Origin of the sequence: Azospirillum argentinense, assembly GCF_000632475.1 — a bacterium.
GTDB classification, from domain to species: Bacteria; Pseudomonadota; Alphaproteobacteria; order Azospirillales; family Azospirillaceae; genus Azospirillum; species Azospirillum baldaniorum.
The window spans coordinates 558273-574556 of record NZ_CP007795.1 but is presented as its reverse complement, the minus strand read 5'-3'; the positions used below and the strand labels follow the sequence as shown (position 1 = coordinate 574556).

Genomic DNA, 16284 nt, shown 5'->3' with positions numbered 1-16284 from the left:
TCCTTACGCGTTGTTGGCCGAGGAAACGGCGGTGCTATCGTTGGATATGGCTGCGCGTCTGCTGAGGCTTTTTCCGGGACCGCCCGAAGACGTCGCTTTGGCGGGGCTCTATCTGTCCGACGCGCTCCACACCCTGGGCAGCGCCGCGGCGCCCTTCGTCTATGCGAGCTTCGTCGGCAGCCTCGACGGGCGCATCGCCGTGTCGGACACCGTCACCGGAGCCAGTCACCTTCCGGTCGAGATCACCAGCGAGAACGACTTCCGCCTGTTTCTTGAATTGCAGGCTCAGGCCGATTGTCTGGTCACGCATGGCGGATATCTGCGCGACCTTGCCGCAGGACGGCTGGACGACGTGCTTCAGATCGGGACGCGCACCATGGACCACGACCTCGCGCGGTGGAGGCGCGAGAACGGCTTGTCCGCCCAGCCCGCCGTCGTGATCGCCAGCGCCAGCCTCGATTTTCCGATTCCGGACTCCGTCATCCGGCAGAAGCAGCGCGTTCTGGTCGCGACGGGCCGGCAGGCCCCGCCTGGGCGGGTCGATGCGCTGAGGGCGCGCGGCTTCCCGGTGATCGTGGCGGGTGAGGGAACATCGGTGGAGGGGGCGCCGCTGGTCCGCGAACTCGGCGCGCTCGGCTTCCGCAGCGTGTATCTGCTGACCGGCCCCCGCATGCTGTCCACCATGCTGCGGGATGGGGCGCTGTCCCGGCTCTATCTCACCATCACCCACCGTGTGGTGGGCGGCGAGGATTTCCACACCATGGCGACGGGGCCACGGTTGGGAAGCGCCGGCCGTCTGCGCCTGTCGACCCTGCATTACGACGCTGCGGAGCCGGATGGCACGGGCCAGTGGTTCGCCCGGTTCGAGCCGGTGCGCCCGGAGCGACACGTTCAGGCGGGGCCTTGATCGGGGATCTTGTCAAAACAGACGAGCGGGCAGCGGAGACGAGGCTCGCCGCTGCCCGCCGTCAAGTCGCGGTCATGGGCATGATGAGGCACACGGCTTCGCCGTTACCGCGCCGTCAAAGCTGTGCGCAGGCGTAGGCGTTGATTTCGGTGCCGACGGCGATCACACGGATTTTCGGTTTGCGCCAAGTCTTCATGATGCGCTCCCTCGCTTTCCAATTGGATGGACGGACCATTCGTGGTCGAGTCCTCTTAAGGAAGCCTACTGACCCAATCCTGGCGCGGCCATTCTCCGAATGGATAGTGGGATGGAAAATACGTATGGAGAATTTGCGGTGAAGGCAAGCCGAATTTATTATGTTTCCGCGTTGAGTGGCGGGTCAATCCCAAAGCGATCTCCAAATGCGTGCTTGAGACGGTGTGCTTGATCGCCACACCATGAGAATGCATTTCTTCGGAAAGACCAGCATGGAACCGACCCGATGACGAGGAATGGTGTTCCGGTTGCGTTGCTTGCGCTTTTGATCGGCTGCGGCACGGCGCGGGCCGAGGACGGTTATCCCACCTACGCCCGCGTCGATTATGTCCTCGGCTGCATGCTGTCCAACGGCCAGGGGCCGGACGTCGTGCGCAAATGCTCCTGCAGCATCGACGAGATCGCCGCGCATTTCCCTTACGACAGCTACGTGGCGGTCGAGACCGCGCGGGGCATGCAGGAGGCCCCCGGCGAGCGCGCCGCGCTGATGCGCGACGTCGGGTGGATCAAGGACCTGCTGAACGAGTTCCGGCAGGCCCAGGTCGCCGCCGACCTGAAATGCTTCTGACGGGTCCGGCGGCGGCCCAGGCGACCTTCAGGAACCGGAATTGGCGCGGATCGGCCAGCTCTCCTGGAAAACCCGTCCGTTCGAATCCTCGGCGGTGACGTCCAGCGTTCCCTGTTCTTCCGGCACCAGGGAGAAGTGGATGCTGGGGTCTTCGCTCAACGAAATGTCCGATTGCACGTCGAGCACCGGCGCCCCGTTGTAGCGGATGGCGACGGTCTTCACGTAGTGGGCCGGGATGAAATAGTAATTGAGCTGGTCGTACTGCATGCCGGTGTAGTTGGGGTGGCTGATCAGCAATTGCGCGGTCAGCGGCTTTCCGGCGACGATGTTGTCGGGAAGGTTCAGCTTCATCTTGCCCATGCGGGCGACGGCGAGCTGGGCGTTCTTCAGGGCCGGGGCGGAGCATCCCCCGGACGCCTTGACGAATTGCGTGGTGCGGAGCAGCCGCCCGTCGTCGGTTTCCGCGACGGCGGTGATGTTGGTGTAGGCGTTGACCCGGACGCGGGTGTCCACCGCCTGAGGGCTGTCGCCGTGGGCGAAGCGGAAGGTCGCGGCCATCGGCACGGGATTCTCATCGACGATGAGGTAAACTGCGGTCACCTGGACGCCGCTTTCCGGCGCTGTCACGATCCGGATGGGCACGACCGCCGCGTCGTTGGCTCGCTTCGGTGCCTCCAGGCTGAGGAGCGACCCGGCATCCTCGACCGTGCGGCCGGAGAAATACATGTCGCGCAGCAGGTCCCAGCGTTCCTCCTGTGGCGAGGCCGCCAGAGCGCCCGCGCTGCCCAGGCACAGCCAGGCGGCGCCCGCCAGCGTGAAGCCCGACAGCGTGAAGCCCGACAGCGTGACGATGGTCCGGTGCGGTGTGGTCATGGTGTCATTCCCATTCCAGTTCGGCGAAGGCCGCCGTCACGTTGCGCGGGTTGTAGGACTCGAACAGGCGCCAGCGCGGCGCCTCGTCGTCGGCGACCGTTTCGACCGCCTGCTGGATCGTGCCGTGGGCGGCCTGGACCTTGCGGACCCCCTCGACGACTCGGCTCAGGTAGCGGCGCAGGTCCCCGGCCGCATCCGGCCAGGGGGACGAGGGCGGGCCGTGTCCGGGAACGACGCGCGCCGCCGGTACCGCGGCCAGGGCGTCGAGGGTGCGCAGCCAGCCGAGGACCGATCCGTCGATGGCCGGCGCCCGCTCCATGAACAGCAGGTCCCCGGCCCACAGCGTCTTCGTCTGCCGGTCGAGCACCGTCAGGTCGTTGTCGGTGTGGGCCGCCGGCCACGCGGCGAGGTCGAGCACGCGCCCGCCCAGATCGAGCTCCAGGCGGTCGGCGACCACAAGGGTCGGCGGGATGATCCGGACCTCCGCGGCGGCGGCGGAACCGACCGCGGCGTCGAACGCCTGCCGGTAATGCTCCCCGCGCGCCGCCAGAGCCGCCTGGAGGTTGCCATGGGCGACGAAATCGGGCCGGTCGGACAGGAAGGCCATGTTTCCCAGAATGTGGTCCGGGTGCATGTGGGTGTTGACGACGTAGCGGATGGGCCGGTCGGTGTGGACGCGGATCGCCTCACGCAAACGATGTCCCACAATCGGCGAGCCGCCGCTGTCGATCACGGCGACGGCGTCATCCCCGACGATGAACCCGCAGTTGGCGATGTCCCCGGCGTTGGTCGCGTCGGTTTCCTCGTGGCGGCCGGCGTGCACGAACACGCCGGGGGCGACCTCGAACACGGGCAGGGGATCGGCCGTCGCCGGGGCCGCCGCCCCAAACAGCCAGACGGACAGCCAGACGCCGGCCAGCGCCGCGCGTGCGGACGGCCGGAGGAACATGGCCGCAGCAGCCATCGTCCGGTCCTGCATTGTGTTCAATCGGGCAAGTATGAAACCGCGTCGGCGGGCCCGGCAACCGGGCAAAGGTGTTTGTGCGGCGCACCGTCAAAGGCCAGCCAGCCGACGCTGACGGCGGGGGCGAACCATCCCGTGCGTTCCCGCAAGGCCGGCGCCACCGGCAAATGCGCTTCGAAGTCCCGGTAGGCCGACCCCCGGCGCTCGGCCAGACGCCGCACCAGGAAGCGGCCGACCCCGGCGCCGACGAGCGGCGGGGCGTCCGCCATCAAGCCCCGCGACAACACCTGATCGAGCGCGTCCTCGATCCGGCGGAGCTGGCGTTCCGCGAGATGGCCGGCGAGGCGGCGGGCCTTCGGCAGGCCGTCCGGTTCCAGGTCGTCGCCGACCATCCGCAGCAGACGCCGCGCGCTGGCGATGAGTCCATGGTCGCGCCCGTCCGCCGTCGGGTGCTGATCGGTGCTCTCCGGCAGCGTGCCGGTCAGGCGGTGAACGTCGGCCATGGTCGCGAACAGCTCCGCCATCAGCGCGCGCCGGCCTCCGCCATAGGGGACCGTGCGGGCGACCGCCATGACCGGAGTGCGCACGACGCCGGTGTAGACCACTTCGCCGCTGTCCAGTCGCTCGGCGTCGGAATAGCCGGCATGGAGCGGGCCGCCGCCGACAAGCGGGACGATGTCGGTCGTCGTGCTTCCGACATCCAGCAGAATGCCGTCTCCGCCCGCCGCGGCCACCAAGGCGGTGGCGTACCAGTTGGCGGAGGCCACCATCTCCGCGCAGTCGGGCACGGCATCGACCGGCACCAGCCCGCGGGGACCGGCGAAGACGCTGAGCGTCGCAGCGGGCAGGGCGGACCGCATCGTGGCGGCGATGCGGCGCACGCCGTCGGCACGGTCGTCGAACAGGTCCGCCAACTCCCCGGTCATCGTCGCGGCGACGTGGCATGGCTGGCCCCAGCGGGCGATCACCGCCGCGACGGCCTGCTCCAGCCGGTCGAGGCCCAACCAGAGCGGACAGGGCCACTGGTCGAGGTCGCGGAGCGTCCCCGCCTCATTGAACAGGGCGGCCTTCAGATGCGCTCCGCCGATGTCCAATCCGATCAACGCGCCGCCATCCATGGCTCACCCCTCAAGCGTCAGAAGGACCGGTTCGATGCGCGTCACCGGCTGCGGCGGGACCGGCGGATCGCGCGACAGGTCCAGCACGGCTGCGGCGACGTTCAGCCCCGTCGCGCGCCGCACACCCACGAAGGAGGTGGTGAGGCGCGGATTGACCTCAATGATCGTCGGGCCGTCGGGACCGACGATGACATCGACGCCCACGCACCCGAACAGGCCGGGCAATGCCGCCGCAACGCCCTGCGCGAGATCGGTAAGGGCAGGGGACAGCGCCATCCCGCCGACGATCCCCCCGCCGTAGGAGAAGCGGCCGCCGGACAGCGACACGGTCTGGCGGTTGGCGGTCAACGGCCACGCTCGTCCATCGCGGCAGAGCATCGACAGGCTTGCCGGCGTGCCCGGTTGGAAGGGCTGCGCCACGAAGCCGCTCCGGTCCGCCTCTCCCAGCCAGACCCGCCAGTCGGCATGGTCGCGGATCAGCCGGGTATCGATGCAGCCGGCTCCGTCGTCGGGCTTGACCACCCAGGGGCCGCCGCCCGGCGGGGCGTCCACACCGACCCGCCAGACCGGGACGACGGGCAGCCCGGCCGCTGACAGCATGGCCGCGGTCGTCGCTTTGCTGGACGCGATGGCCACTGCATCGGTGCGGCTGTTGAGCAGGCGGCGCCCGCTGGCTTCAACCATGCGGCTGAAGCGCTCCAGCGCGCCGTCCGTTTCCGGGGCGATCGGCCAGACGCCGTCCGCCTGCCGGGCGAGGTCCTCCCAAAGCGACCAGGACTCGCGCGGGTCGGTGATGGTTATGCTGCGCACGGGCGCCGTGAGCGGCGGAAGGCGTGCGTCGCGGGTGACCGTCACCTCCACCCCCGGCACCTCCAGCAGGTCGGCCAGCAGGGCGTGGAGCATCAGGTCGCCCTCGCTGGCGAGGCTGGCGGGGATGGCTGTCTCCGAGGGCATGCCGCCGCCGGTCACGAATTCACAGACCAGGATGTGCATTCTGTCCGCCGCCATGCAGCCGAGGGAGTAGGAAATGTTCCACGTCGTTCCGGTGATCGACCTGAGGGAAGGCGGCGTGGTGCACGCCCGCCGCGGCGACCGGGGCCGCTATCCACCCCTGCGCTCCTCGCTGTGCGCCGGCAATGACCCGGTGGCGGTGGTCGGCGGCCTGCTCCGCCTGCATCCGTTCCCGGTGGTCTACGCCGCGGACCTCGACGCCATCCAGGGCACCGGCGACAACCGGCCAACGCTGGCGCGGCTGAAAGCGACTTTTCCCGATGTCGGATTCTGGGTCGATGCCGGGTTCCGCACCGCCGATGCGGTGCGCGGCTTCGTCGCGTCGGGGCTCGGCGACGCCGTGCTCGGCAGCGAGAGCCTGCACGATCTCGCGCCGCTGGCCGCGCTGAAGGGCGATCCGGCCTGGGAGCGGTTGATCCTCTCGCTCGATTTCCGCGACCGCTTCGTCGGGCCGCCGGACCTGCCGGACCGCCCCAATCTGTGGCCGCGTCGGATCATCGCCATGACCTTGGCCCGCGTCGGATCGGGCGAGGGGCCGGACTGGAACCGTCTCGCGGAGATTGGCCGGACCAAGCCGCAGGCCAGCCTGTTCGCTGCCGGCGGGGTGCGCAACGGCGACGACCTCCATGACCTTGCAGCCCGCGGCAGCGCCGGCGCCCTGGTGGCGACGGCGCTGCACGACGGCCGCATCGGCGGCGCGGAGCTGGCGGCCCTGTCCCGATAAGCCCATCACGCGGCGAAGGGGTGCTTCACCTTGTCCTTCTGGTTCATCAGGTCCTGCGCGCTCGGGAAGCTGGCGACGGCGCGTTCGATGGCTTCCTTGGTGGCGCGGTAGTTGTAGTCCTGGATCTTGGCGTTGTCCTTGGCATCCCAATGGATGAAGACGCCGACGCAGATGAAGATGTTGTCGATCTCGTCCTGCGGGATGGTGCCTTCCGACACGCAGTCGGCCACAGCCTTGGCGACGGCGTGCTGGGCGGGGCCGAACATCTGCACCGCCTGTTCCGCGCCCTTGATGGTGACCTTGTTGAACAGGATCGTCGCCGGCTTGCACATCAGGTTGGGTGCGACGACCGCGAGAAGGGCGGTGAAGCCGTCCTTGTTGTTGGTCAGCGCGTTGCAGAAGGCCGTTTCCACGGCGCTGCCGCGCGGTCCCATGATCAGGTCGATGTGGGCGACCTCGTTCCCATCACCGACCAGCGACTCGCCGACGAGCACGCGGTTGATCTTCGTGGACTGTCCTCCCCACATCGGCATGTCCTCTCTCCCTAGTGTTGCCGGCGTTCTTCGTGGAGCGCGTCTTTTCGAAGAACGTCCGTTATGACGGGCGGCTGCGGGGATTGCATGAGCCAGAACGCAAGGAGGCAACCCACGACAATATCCGCGGTCGTTCCCGGGTTGACGCCATTGTATTTGAGGTCCCGGTCCAGTTCCGCCAAGCGCGATCGCGTTAGCGTGAATGCACGATCCGGGGCCGTGTTTTCCCTCAATTCCGAAGCCCGTGCGCGTAACCATTCAGACCGCTCCCGCCCGTATTTTCGGATGACATGGCTGTCGGGCAGGGTGGCGAGGAATTCGACACAAATCATTTCCGTGGCCTGCTCGAAGCCCGCCCCGGCCGCCAACCATCGCCGCAGGCTCGGCACGCCGGTGTCGAAGATGTCCGCGAAGCCCGTCGCGTATTGCCGGGCGATGGTGTCGCGGTCCTGCGCCTCCCGCATGGCGTCAAGCAGGGTCACCCGCGCCGGGGCGTGCACGTCCGCCCCCTCCACGCGGCCCAGCCCGCCGGGTTTGGCCAGCGTGATCGCCTGGAACGCCAGATCGGCATCCGCCACCGTCAGGCTGGCGAGGACATGGTCCAGCCGCTCGCGCAAGGGGGCGTTTCCGGGCATCAGCGCGGCCTGGGCCAGCGGTGCGGCCAGCAGCAGGATGCCAAGGTTGGTGTTGCAGCCGACGGCGTCCCGCGTGGCGCAGACGGCGGCGTGCAGCCGCTCCCCGACGCTCAGCCCCGGCCGCGCGAGGATGGGCGCGGTCGCGTCGGCGCTGGCGAGGAATTGGGCGACGGTCATGCCGTGCCCTTCGGCATGGATGTGGACGTTTCCGGGCTTCAGCGCGCGCAGTTCCATATGGCAGGCGGCGCGGTAGGCGCCGGCCACGCCGGAGGCCGGGTCGGGGGGAATCGGCGCCCAATCAATCATGTGCCCGCCGATCATGCGCCGACCCGCTCCACAAAGTCGGCGGCCAGGGCCTCGGCAATATCCACCGCGCTGACCCGTTGCAGGCCCTGCCACGCCGGCATGCTGTTGACCTCCAGCACCAGCCAGCGATCCGCACGGTCCCGGATCAGGTCGACGCCGGCGTAGCTCGCGCCGACCGCCGCGGCCGCGCGGACGGCAAGCGCGGCAGCCTCATCGTCGGCGGGAGCGGCCTCGCACGTCGCCCCCTGATGGACGTTGGTGATCCAGCTCCGCCCATGCCGGGTCATCGCGGCGACCGCCCGCCCGCCTGTCACGAAGACACGGCGGTCCCGCCACGCGCCTTCGGTCGGTGGCGGTATGAAGGGCTGGAGGTAGTAGACGCCGCCGACCGCTTCGGCGTCGGGCAGCGCGTCGGGTCTGTCCAGCCGTTGCAGGCCGCGACCCTGCGCGCCGAACAGCGGTTTTAGGACTTGGTCGGGCGCATCATCGAGGATGTATCGGGCCGGTTCGGCCTCCTGCGTGGCGAGGGCTGGCGGGGTCGGCAGGCCGGCGCGGAAGAGAAGGAAGCTCGTCATGCTCTTGTCCACGCAGCGCTCGATGGCCCGCGCGTCGTTGTGGACCGGCACCCCGAGGTCGCGCAGCGCGTGGAGCACGCCGAGGCGCAGCGTCACCTGCTCGAAGCTGCCCTGGCCCACCGCGCGGACGAAGACGCCTGCCGGCAGCGTGTCCTCGAAGCCGGGGATCAGCAGGCCCGTCGCCGTGTGGCCGACGGCGATCCCGCAGCGCCGCGGCGAGACGCAGCGGCAGGGCAGGCCGCGCGCCTCGATGGCCCGGACCAGCCGCGGCGTGTGCCAGTCTGGCCGTTCGGTGAGGATCAGGGCCACGCGCTCACCGGACATCGCGGAACGAGCGCTCCACAAGGTCCGGCCCCAGGGTTCCGCCGTGGAAGCTGCGCCCGCTGTCCAGCGCGGTGACGGTCACGCGCGCCGGGCTGAACAGCATGGAATCGATGGCGTAGAAGTCCCCCTTCGCCGCCGCGAAGATCTCCGCGAAGGGGCGTCCATGGTCGCGGGAGGCGGCGGAGGGCAGGCGGTGTGCCAGATCCTCCGCCGCGTCGTCAGGGCCGGTGACGTGGAGATGGACGGTGCCGCCGTAGAGGATCGCGTCGTTGGTCCGGCCCATGGCGGTGAGGAAGCCGCCGCCCGCAGGCGGCAACGGTGCCATGCCGATGCCGTCGATGACGCGGCCGAGCGGGAAGCCGAGCGCGTGCAGCTTGTGCAGGGCGACCTCCAGCACGCGGGCGACCACCTGGGTGGTGCCGGCGAGGCTCTGGGTCGGGGTTAGGACCAGGGTCAGCCGATCCGCGGCGATGCCGCAGGTGGCGGCGATGTGGGCGATCAGATCGGCGGGCGGCACCGCCGTCGCCTCCATGACGAAGGCCGCCGCGTCGGCGGCGTCGCGGTAGTCCAGCTCGTCGAACAGCGCCTCCTGCCGGGCCAGCGCGCGGCCGGGACCGGAGCCCAGCGCGAAGAAGGCGCCCTTGCCGCTGCCGTGGCTGAGGCTCCAGCCGGCGTATTGGCTGCCGAGGCAGGCGAGGACCGGCTGCGCGCTGTGGACGGTGACGCCGAATGGCCAGGATGGCGGGCCGGGGACCGGTCCAAACGCGACCCGGCCAAGGCCGCCCATGCACAGTTCGGCGATGCGCCGTCCGGCTTCCAGCCCGCCGGGATGGCCGATCCCGGCATCGACGACACAGGCCCCGCCGACCCTCTGGATGCCGAGGCGAAGCACCGGGGCATCGGCCACCAGCCGTTCGACCAGCGGCGCCGACAGCGCGGCGAGGCTTGGGCGCGGATCGGACGGCGTTTCCGTGGTCATCACTGCATCTCCATCGCGGTCAGGGCCGCCAGTTCGCGTTGCCGCCGCTCGGCGTGGCGTCGCGCCGCGGTGGCGCTGGGTCCGTCGCCGAACACCGTGCAGACCGGCTCGCCGCGCCCGATGATGGTCGGTGCCGCCGGTCGGTCCGCGGTCCAGACCGGCCAACGCCGACCCGCCTCGATCCGGGTGGCGGCGTCGGCGTAGAGCACCAACGCTGCCCGACACTTCAACAGCTTGGGAAGTTGCTCGGGCAGACGCCCGGCGCAGGCGTCGAAGTGAAGGCCAAGCAAAGGTGGCATCGGTGGACGGTCGAAGACGTCCAGCGTCGCGCCCGGTCGCGGGTTGATCTCCAACAGATGAAAGTCCGGGCCGGTCACCAGGAAATCGGCGCTGTTCAGCCCGACCAGCTCGAACGCTGCCGTGAGGCGGCCGATCATGGTGGGCAAGGTGCGGCTCCACCGTTCCCGACAGCGCCATGGCCCGGCGGCACCGCCGTAGCGGTAGGGGCTTGCCGCGGTCGGCACGGTCCACTGCCGGCTCAAGCCGACGATGACCGCGCGGTCGCCGTCTGCAAGGAAGAGGACCGACAGGGCATGACCGGCAACGCGGCGCTGGATGTACCAGCCCAGATTGGCTTTACCGTCCGTTGCTGGGGTGATGTGCGCGCCGCCGCTGCCGCCGATCCGTTTCCGCAGATGGTCGCCGGGCGATCCGTCCCAGGCCGGCGCGACCGGAGGATGGGGGATGCCGAGCCGGTCCAGGGTCGCGGCGAAGCGGAACGGGTCCTTGACACGCGCCACCACCTCAGGCCGGTTGCCCATCAGGGGGCGATCCTCCGCGAGGCGCGCCAGCAGCGCCGGATCGTCTTCGAAGCCGGCACCGTAGACCAGCGGCACGCCTTGCAGCTCCGCCCGCGCCAGAGCCTCCCGAAGGGCTCCGAACTCCAGACGCAGACCTTCGGCGGGCAGACGCAGGCAGGGCTCGGCAAGCTGTCTGGTGTCGAGATCGGCGAACAGATCGATGGACGCCGGCCGCCGGCCGGCGCGGCGGGCGGCGGCGGCGAGCGCCCGCGCCGACAGGGCCGCGACGAGGATGTCCGGCCTCTCCACCACCGACTCAACCGGCGATCTGGCGGGCGGCGTCGTAGGCATCGCAGAAATCCAGATACACCGCCGTCTTTGCCGCGGCGAGGCGCGTCAGCAGGGCGTGCTGCACCCGGAACTTGACGGCGCCGACCGCCAGCGCGCCGACGCCGACGCCGCGCCCGGTGGGAAGTGGCGTGCCGTTGTCCTTGGCACCGACCCCTTCGATCCCGGACGGCGGCACCGCGTTGATATCTGCCGCGACCAGCAGGCGGGCCGCCGCGGCGAGGTTGCGCGCCGACAGGATCTGCACGCCCGCCCGCCCGCAGCCGAACACCACCTCGGCGTCGACGAGCAGCGCCTCCCGCGCCGCGTCGTCGGGCGCATCGGCGCAGGCGAGTTCCACCCCGAAGCGCCGCCGGAACTCGGCGGCTTTCGGTTCCACGCCTGACAGACCGCGGTGACTGACCAGTGTGACGCGCGCGCCGGCGAGCGCCGCAATCACGGCGGCGATCCCGCCAACCACGCCGGTCGCGCCGAACACCTTGAGATTCAGCCCTTTGATCCCGTCCGGGTGACTGCGGCGCAGGGCGCGCTCGACGACGGCAACCATGGCGCCGGCCGTCGTGAAGGCGCCCGACGGATCGACCATGACCGAGATGGTGAAGGGCGCGAACATGGCCTTGCGGGCGGCGTCCATCATGTCGAGAGCCAAGACCGCGTCGCGCCCGCCGATGAACAGCCCGGTGCGCGCCGCGTTCGCCGGATCGCGGGAGAACATCGCGTCCTGGGTGATGCCGGTGACCTCCTCCAGCGCGACGCCGGTGTAGGGGAACAGCGGCCCCATGCCGGCGTCTGCCGCCATGTTGACGTCGAAGGCGCTGACGTGCTTCAGCGGCGTCAGCATGTGCAGAACATAGGGTGCGGCCATCGCGCGCCTCCCGCTTGGCTCGGGTGTGAGGGGTCAGGAGGCCCGCAGCACCACCCGGTCGGTGGTGGATTCCAGCGTCGCGCCGTCGTTGCGGCCACGGGCCAGATGGAAGTCCAGCGCGGACCCCGCCCAGCGGCGCCGCGCCTCCGCCAGCAGGGACTCGGCCCGCCGGGCGTCGCCGACGATGGCGAAACCGGTCGGCCCCCAGGACGTCTGTCCCACGCCGGGAATGCCCTCGGCCTCCAGCCACGCTAGCGCCTCGGCCACCAGGGGGCTGGTGAAGCGCCCGCCTTGGACCGGGGCGAAATGGTCGCCCACGGTGCGTTGCAACTCGCCCACCGCCCGCCCGAAACGGTCGGCATCGCCCTCGATCAGCGCGGGAAGCGCCGCCATGACGATCAGGCGGCAGAGATGCCCGGCCCGCTCCGCCGGAAAGGGCGGCAGCGCCTTGAAGGCCTGCAACTCGGCGGTGCCGTGCAGCCCTTGGCCGTCGCGGTGCAGGATCAGCAGGACGCGCCACGTCTCTGGAAAGGGCAGGCGTGCGATGATGGGCGGCGGCGCGTCGTCCGGCCCCCGGCCCCCGTCGAGGATTACACCGCCCCTCTCGAAGGCGCCGATCCCGATGCCCGAGCGGGCGCCGCGCTCCAGTTCCGCGGCGAGGCGGCGAACCGTCGAAGGACGCCCGTGCAGATGGGCGAGCGCGGTGCCGACCGCCAAGCCGAGTTGGGTGCCGGACCCCAGCCCGACATGCTCGGGAATCGCTTCCTCCACCGTCAACTCGGCACGGGCCGGCCAGCGGAAGCGGTCGCAGACCGCCCGCGCGGCTTTCAGCGCGCGCTCCGCCGACGGGCCGCTCGCGCAGAGGCGGTCGGACGGGCGTGCCCGCAGCGTCGTCGCCATCCCGTCGAGCGTCAGGCCCAAACTGCCGAAACGGCGGCCCAGACCGCCGTTCATGTCGAGAAACCCCAGATGCAACCGCGCGGGCGCCGTGACCCGCACCTCCCTGACTTCATCGACGCCGAGTGGCATGAGGACCTCACTCGCTTAAGGAAAGTTGCGTCGTTCTTTTGATCATGATAATCTTTCGTTAAAGAAAGACCCCGATCCAATAGTATATACCTCTTCGGGGTGAGGACTGTTCGGTCGCTTCGGGGAGGAAGACATGACCGCGGTTCAGGAAACCACCTATTCCGATACGGAAATCGTTGAGCGACTGCAGAAAATATTGCCGCGGTGGCGGTTCGAGGACGGCTGGATCCGGCGGAAGTACAAGACGAACAGTTGGAAGGGCACCCTGATGGTGATCAACACGGTCGGCCATCTGGCCGAGGCCGCGTGGCATCATCCGGACCTCACTGCCTCCTACGCCTGGGTCGAGGTGCGGCTGAAGACCCACTCGGCCAAGGGCATCACCGACAAGGATTTCGACCTCGCCCGCAAGATCGAGGAGGTCATCCAGTGGCAGCCCGCCCGCGGCGGCGGCGCCCTGGAGGGCACGCCCCGCGACGACCCGCGCTTCGCCTACATCAAGTACGACTGACGGCATGGCGAGCGAGCGGCCAACCCCTCCCGTCGCGCGACCCGTCGTCCATCGCGACGTCGTGTGCCCGTTCTGCGGCCTCGGCTGCGACGACCTGACCGTCGAGGAAGAACCGCCGTCGACGCTGGCGGTGCGCTCCACCGACTGCCCGGTGGCGCGCGAGCGCTTTTCCCGTACGCCGCCGGCAGAAGCGCCGCGCGTCGCGGGCGTTTCGGTGCCGCTGGCGGAGGCGGTGGACGCCGCCGCGGCGGTGCTGGCGGCAGCGCAAGCGCCCTTGGTCGCCGGTCTCGGCACCGACGTCAATGGCGCGCGGGCCGCCCTGTCGCTCGCCGAACGGCTGGGGGCGGCGGTCGATCACGCGCTGTCCGACGGGCTGTACCGAAATCTGGCGGTGCTCCAGCGCACGGGCTGGATCGCCACCACCCTGGCCGAACTGCGCAACCGCTGCGACCTGCTGGTGGTGGCCGGACCGGACCCGGCGGCGCTGCATCCCCGCCTCTTCGAGCGCTGGGTGGCGCCCGCGCCGGCCTTCCAAACACCGCCGTCACGGGAGGTGGTGTTCCTGTGCGGCGCGCCGCTGGACAGCACCCTGGCGGCACTTTCCAACCTTCCTGTCACCATTTTGCCTGGGGACCCGGCGCGGGTCGGGGACGTGGCGGCGGCGCTGGCCGCGGCCTTGGCCGAGCCGTCCCGAGCGGCGGGAGCCGCTGGTATCGCCGCGGAGGATATCGCCGCCCTGGCGGAGCGGCTGCGCAAGGCGCGCTACGCTGTCGTGGCCTGGGCCGCCGCTGCTTTTGCAAGCCCGCACGCCGACCTGACGGTTGAGCGGCTGGTTCAACTCGTGCGCGACGCGAACCGGCACACCCGCTGCGCCGGCCTGCCGCTGGCCGGGCACGACAACGTGGTCGGGGTCAATCAGGTCTGCACGTGGCGCTTCGGCGTGCCGCTGCGCACGTCGCTGGCCGGAGGGGCGCCGCTGCACGATCCCCATCGCTTCGCCTGGATGCGCTATGCGGAGGTGGCGGACACCGTCGTCTGGGTGTCCGCCTTCCGGCCGGAGGTGCCGGCTTTTCCCGCGGGGCAGACCGTCATTGCGTTGGCCCCGCCGGGAACGGCCTTTGCCGACGAGCCGGCGGTGTTCATCCCCGTCGGCACGCCGGGCATCGACCATGCAGCCCACGTCTTCCGCAGCGACACGGTGGTCGCCCTGCACGCGCGGGGCCTGATCGACCGTGGCTTGCCGGACGCCGCGATCGTGCTGAAGGCCATCGCCGCCGCCCTGCCAGAGGAGGCCCCCGCATGCTGACGAAGCTCGCCGGGGGGCGCGTTTACGACCCGGCCAACGGGCGCGACAGCGCGGTGGGCGACCTGTTCGTCCGGGACGGGCGGATCGTCGCCGATCCCGGCCCCGGCGCCGCGCCGGACGAGGTCCATGACCTGTCCGGGCGGGTTGTGATGGCCGGCGCCATCGACATCCACAGCCACATCGCCGGTGGAAAGGTCAACATCGCGCGTCTGCTGATGGCCGAAGAGCATCGCGCGTCGGCGCAGGAGCCTTGCGGATGCGTCGACCTCGCCACCCCATCCACACACGCCACCGGCTGCCGCTACGCCCAGATGGGCTACACGGCGGCCTTCGAGCCGGCGATGCTGCCGAGCAACGCCCGCCACGCGCATCTGGAAATGGCGGACATTCCGCTGATCGACACCGGCGGCTATCTGGTGCTGGGCAACGACGACCTGCTGCTGGAGCTTCTCGCTTCCGGCGCCGGGGAGGCGGCAGTGGCCGATTACGTCGGTTTCATGCTGAACGCCACGCGCAGCCTCGCGGTCAAGGCGGTGAATCCCGGAGGCATCAACGCCTTCAAATACAACCAGCGCCGCCTCGACGTGGACGAGAGCGGCCCTTTCCATGCCATCACGCCGCGCCGCATCCTCACCGCCCTGGCGGGGGCGGTGCAGCGGCTGGGCATTCCGCACCCGCTGCATCTGCACGGCTTCAACCTCGGCGTGCCGGGCAACGTCGAGGCGACGCTCGACAGCATTGCGGCGGTCGACGGTCTGCGGCTCCACCTCACCCACGTTCAGTTCCACGCCTACGGCGCGGAGGGCGACCGGAAATTCTCCTCCGCTGCCGCGCGGGTGGCCGAGGCGGTCAACCGACGGCCCAACATCTCGGTGGACGTCGGGCAGATCATGTTCGGCCAGACGGTTACGGCCTCGGCCGACACAATGGCGCAGATGAACAACGCCGGGCTCGCCCACCCGAAGAAATGGGTGATGATGGACATCGAATGCGACGCCGGCTGCGGCGTCGTGCCCTTCCGCTACCGCGACAAGGCCTTCGTCAACGCCCTGCAATGGGCGATCGGGCTGGAGCTGTTCCTGCTGATCGAGGACCCCTGGCGGATATTCCTTACCACCGACCACCCCAATGGCGCGCCCTTCACCAGCTATCCCGAGCTGATCCGCCTGTTGATGGACCGCGATTACCGCCTCGCCCGGATGGCGGAGCTGCACCCGGCGTTGCCGGAACACACCATCTTGGGGTCGCTGACGCGCGAGTATTCACTGGGAGAGATCGCCACCATGACCCGCGCCGCGCCGGCGCGCATCCTGGGCCTGACCGACCGCGGCCATCTCGGCCCGGGGGCGGTCGCCGACATCACCGTCTACACCGACCGGCCGGACCGCCGCGCCATGTTCGAGAAACCCGACCTCGTCTTCAAGGATGGCCGGCTGATCGTCCGCAACGGCGTGGTGGTGGCATTCCTCCAGGGGCGCACGCATGTGGTGGAGCCCGCCTACGACCCGACGATCGAATCCTGGATGGCGCGCCGCTTCGACGAGCGCATGGGCCAGCGGCTGACGCACTTCCGCATCGCGGAGGAGGAAATCCGCGGCGGCAATGGCTTGGTCCGCCACGCGTGTCAGCCCGGATCATTTTGATGGGGGCGTT

The 16284-nt window shown here is 69.9% G+C and carries 18 protein-coding genes; 6 read left to right on the top strand and 12 right to left on the bottom strand.

The annotated features are described in order from the left end of the window. Nucleotides 1-46 precede the first annotated feature (46 nt). Complete coding sequence (locus tag ABAZ39_RS25010; RefSeq protein ID WP_040136660.1) at nt 47-907, top strand: RibD family protein; 861 nt, start codon at nt 47-49, stop codon at nt 905-907. A 115-nt stretch (nt 908-1022) separates the two neighbouring features. Here ABAZ39_RS25010 and pqqA read toward each other — a convergent pair whose 3' ends face one another. Further along, nucleotides 1023-1103: a pyrroloquinoline quinone precursor peptide PqqA gene (gene pqqA, locus ABAZ39_RS37775; RefSeq protein WP_014242213.1), complete on the bottom strand. Its 81-nt coding sequence runs from the start codon at nt 1101-1103 to the stop codon at nt 1023-1025. Nucleotides 1104-1388: 285 nt separating this feature from the next. On the opposite strand from pqqA, the gene ABAZ39_RS25000 reads away from it, so the two are divergent. Beyond that, a complete protein-coding gene (locus ABAZ39_RS25000; RefSeq protein ID WP_040136658.1) occupies nt 1389-1730 on the top strand; it encodes a hypothetical protein in 342 nt (113 codons plus the stop codon). A 27-nt stretch (nt 1731-1757) separates the two neighbouring features. Here ABAZ39_RS25000 and ABAZ39_RS24995 read toward each other — a convergent pair whose 3' ends face one another. Genes ABAZ39_RS24995 through ABAZ39_RS24980 form a run of 4 tightly spaced genes read right to left on the bottom strand, consistent with a single transcriptional unit; the run spans nt 1758 to nt 5678 of the window. Then, nucleotides 1758-2603, bottom strand: coding sequence for a quinoprotein dehydrogenase-associated SoxYZ-like carrier (locus tag ABAZ39_RS24995; RefSeq protein ID WP_051658508.1), 846 nt, complete (start codon nt 2601-2603; stop codon nt 1758-1760). A 4-nt stretch (nt 2604-2607) separates the two neighbouring features. After that, nucleotides 2608-3567, bottom strand: a complete 960-nt coding sequence (locus ABAZ39_RS24990) for a quinoprotein relay system zinc metallohydrolase 2 (RefSeq protein ID WP_247881743.1) — start codon at nt 3565-3567, stop codon at nt 2608-2610. A gap of 20 nt (nt 3568-3587) precedes the next feature. Next, nucleotides 3588-4670: a hydantoinase/oxoprolinase family protein gene (locus ABAZ39_RS24985; RefSeq protein WP_247881742.1), complete on the bottom strand. Its 1083-nt coding sequence runs from the start codon at nt 4668-4670 to the stop codon at nt 3588-3590. Between the two features lie 18 nt (nt 4671-4688). Beyond that, entirely contained in the window at nt 4689-5678 is a 990-nt protein-coding gene (locus ABAZ39_RS24980) for an ATP-grasp domain-containing protein (RefSeq protein WP_040136654.1), read from the bottom strand. 34 nt (nt 5679-5712) lie between these two features. Here ABAZ39_RS24980 and ABAZ39_RS24975 point away from each other — a divergent pair, with 34 nt between their 5' ends. After that, nucleotides 5713-6420: a HisA/HisF-related TIM barrel protein gene (locus ABAZ39_RS24975; RefSeq protein ID WP_040136651.1), complete on the top strand. Its 708-nt coding sequence runs from the start codon at nt 5713-5715 to the stop codon at nt 6418-6420. Nucleotides 6421-6425: 5 nt separating this feature from the next. Here ABAZ39_RS24975 and fae read toward each other — a convergent pair whose 3' ends face one another. Genes fae through ABAZ39_RS24940 form a run of 7 tightly spaced genes read right to left on the bottom strand, consistent with a single transcriptional unit; the run spans nt 6426 to nt 12814 of the window. Next, nucleotides 6426-6953 carry a formaldehyde-activating enzyme gene (gene fae / locus ABAZ39_RS24970; RefSeq protein WP_308217017.1) on the bottom strand — a complete coding sequence of 176 codons (528 nt, stop codon included), beginning with the start codon at nt 6951-6953 and terminating at the stop codon, nt 6426-6428. Between the two features lie 11 nt (nt 6954-6964). Then, entirely contained in the window at nt 6965-7852 is an 888-nt protein-coding gene (locus ABAZ39_RS24965; protein ID WP_247881741.1) for a triphosphoribosyl-dephospho-CoA synthase, read from the bottom strand. Between the two features lie 53 nt (nt 7853-7905). Further along, nucleotides 7906-8793 (bottom strand): RimK family alpha-L-glutamate ligase, encoded by an 888-nt coding sequence (locus ABAZ39_RS24960; RefSeq protein WP_040136649.1) that lies wholly within the window; start codon nt 8791-8793, stop codon nt 7906-7908. Continuing rightward, nucleotides 8783-9772 (bottom strand): methenyltetrahydromethanopterin cyclohydrolase, encoded by a 990-nt coding sequence (mch, locus tag ABAZ39_RS24955; protein WP_040136647.1) that lies wholly within the window; start codon nt 9770-9772, stop codon nt 8783-8785. The genes ABAZ39_RS24960 and mch overlap by 11 nt, the downstream gene beginning before the upstream one ends. Continuing rightward, nucleotides 9772-10923, bottom strand: coding sequence for an ATP-grasp domain-containing protein (locus tag ABAZ39_RS24950; protein ID WP_247881740.1), 1152 nt, complete (start codon nt 10921-10923; stop codon nt 9772-9774). Before ABAZ39_RS24950 ends, mch begins: the two co-directional genes overlap by 1 nt. Then, nucleotides 10889-11785 carry an NAD(P)-dependent methylenetetrahydromethanopterin dehydrogenase gene (locus ABAZ39_RS24945; protein WP_040136645.1) on the bottom strand — a complete coding sequence of 299 codons (897 nt, stop codon included), beginning with the start codon at nt 11783-11785 and terminating at the stop codon, nt 10889-10891. The genes ABAZ39_RS24950 and ABAZ39_RS24945 overlap by 35 nt, the downstream gene beginning before the upstream one ends. 33 nt (nt 11786-11818) lie before the next feature. Further along, nucleotides 11819-12814: a beta-ribofuranosylaminobenzene 5'-phosphate synthase family protein gene (locus ABAZ39_RS24940; RefSeq protein WP_040136643.1), complete on the bottom strand. Its 996-nt coding sequence runs from the start codon at nt 12812-12814 to the stop codon at nt 11819-11821. A gap of 133 nt (nt 12815-12947) precedes the next feature. On the opposite strand from ABAZ39_RS24940, the gene ABAZ39_RS24935 reads away from it, so the two are divergent. The 3 genes from ABAZ39_RS24935 to ABAZ39_RS24925 are packed head-to-tail and all read left to right on the top strand — an operon-like array spanning nt 12948 to nt 16274. Beyond that, the gene (locus tag ABAZ39_RS24935; protein WP_040136641.1) at nt 12948-13325 is read left to right on the top strand and encodes a 4a-hydroxytetrahydrobiopterin dehydratase; all 378 of its coding nucleotides are present in this window, start codon (nt 12948-12950) and stop codon (nt 13323-13325) included. 4 nt (nt 13326-13329) lie between these two features. Further along, nucleotides 13330-14631: a formylmethanofuran dehydrogenase gene (locus ABAZ39_RS24930; RefSeq protein WP_051658507.1), complete on the top strand. Its 1302-nt coding sequence runs from the start codon at nt 13330-13332 to the stop codon at nt 14629-14631. Next, on the top strand, nt 14625-16274 hold the full coding sequence (locus ABAZ39_RS24925; RefSeq protein WP_040136637.1) for a formylmethanofuran dehydrogenase subunit A: 1650 nt from the start codon (nt 14625-14627) through the stop codon (nt 16272-16274). Before ABAZ39_RS24930 ends, ABAZ39_RS24925 begins: the two co-directional genes overlap by 7 nt. The last annotated feature ends 10 nt before the right edge of the window (nt 16275-16284 follow it).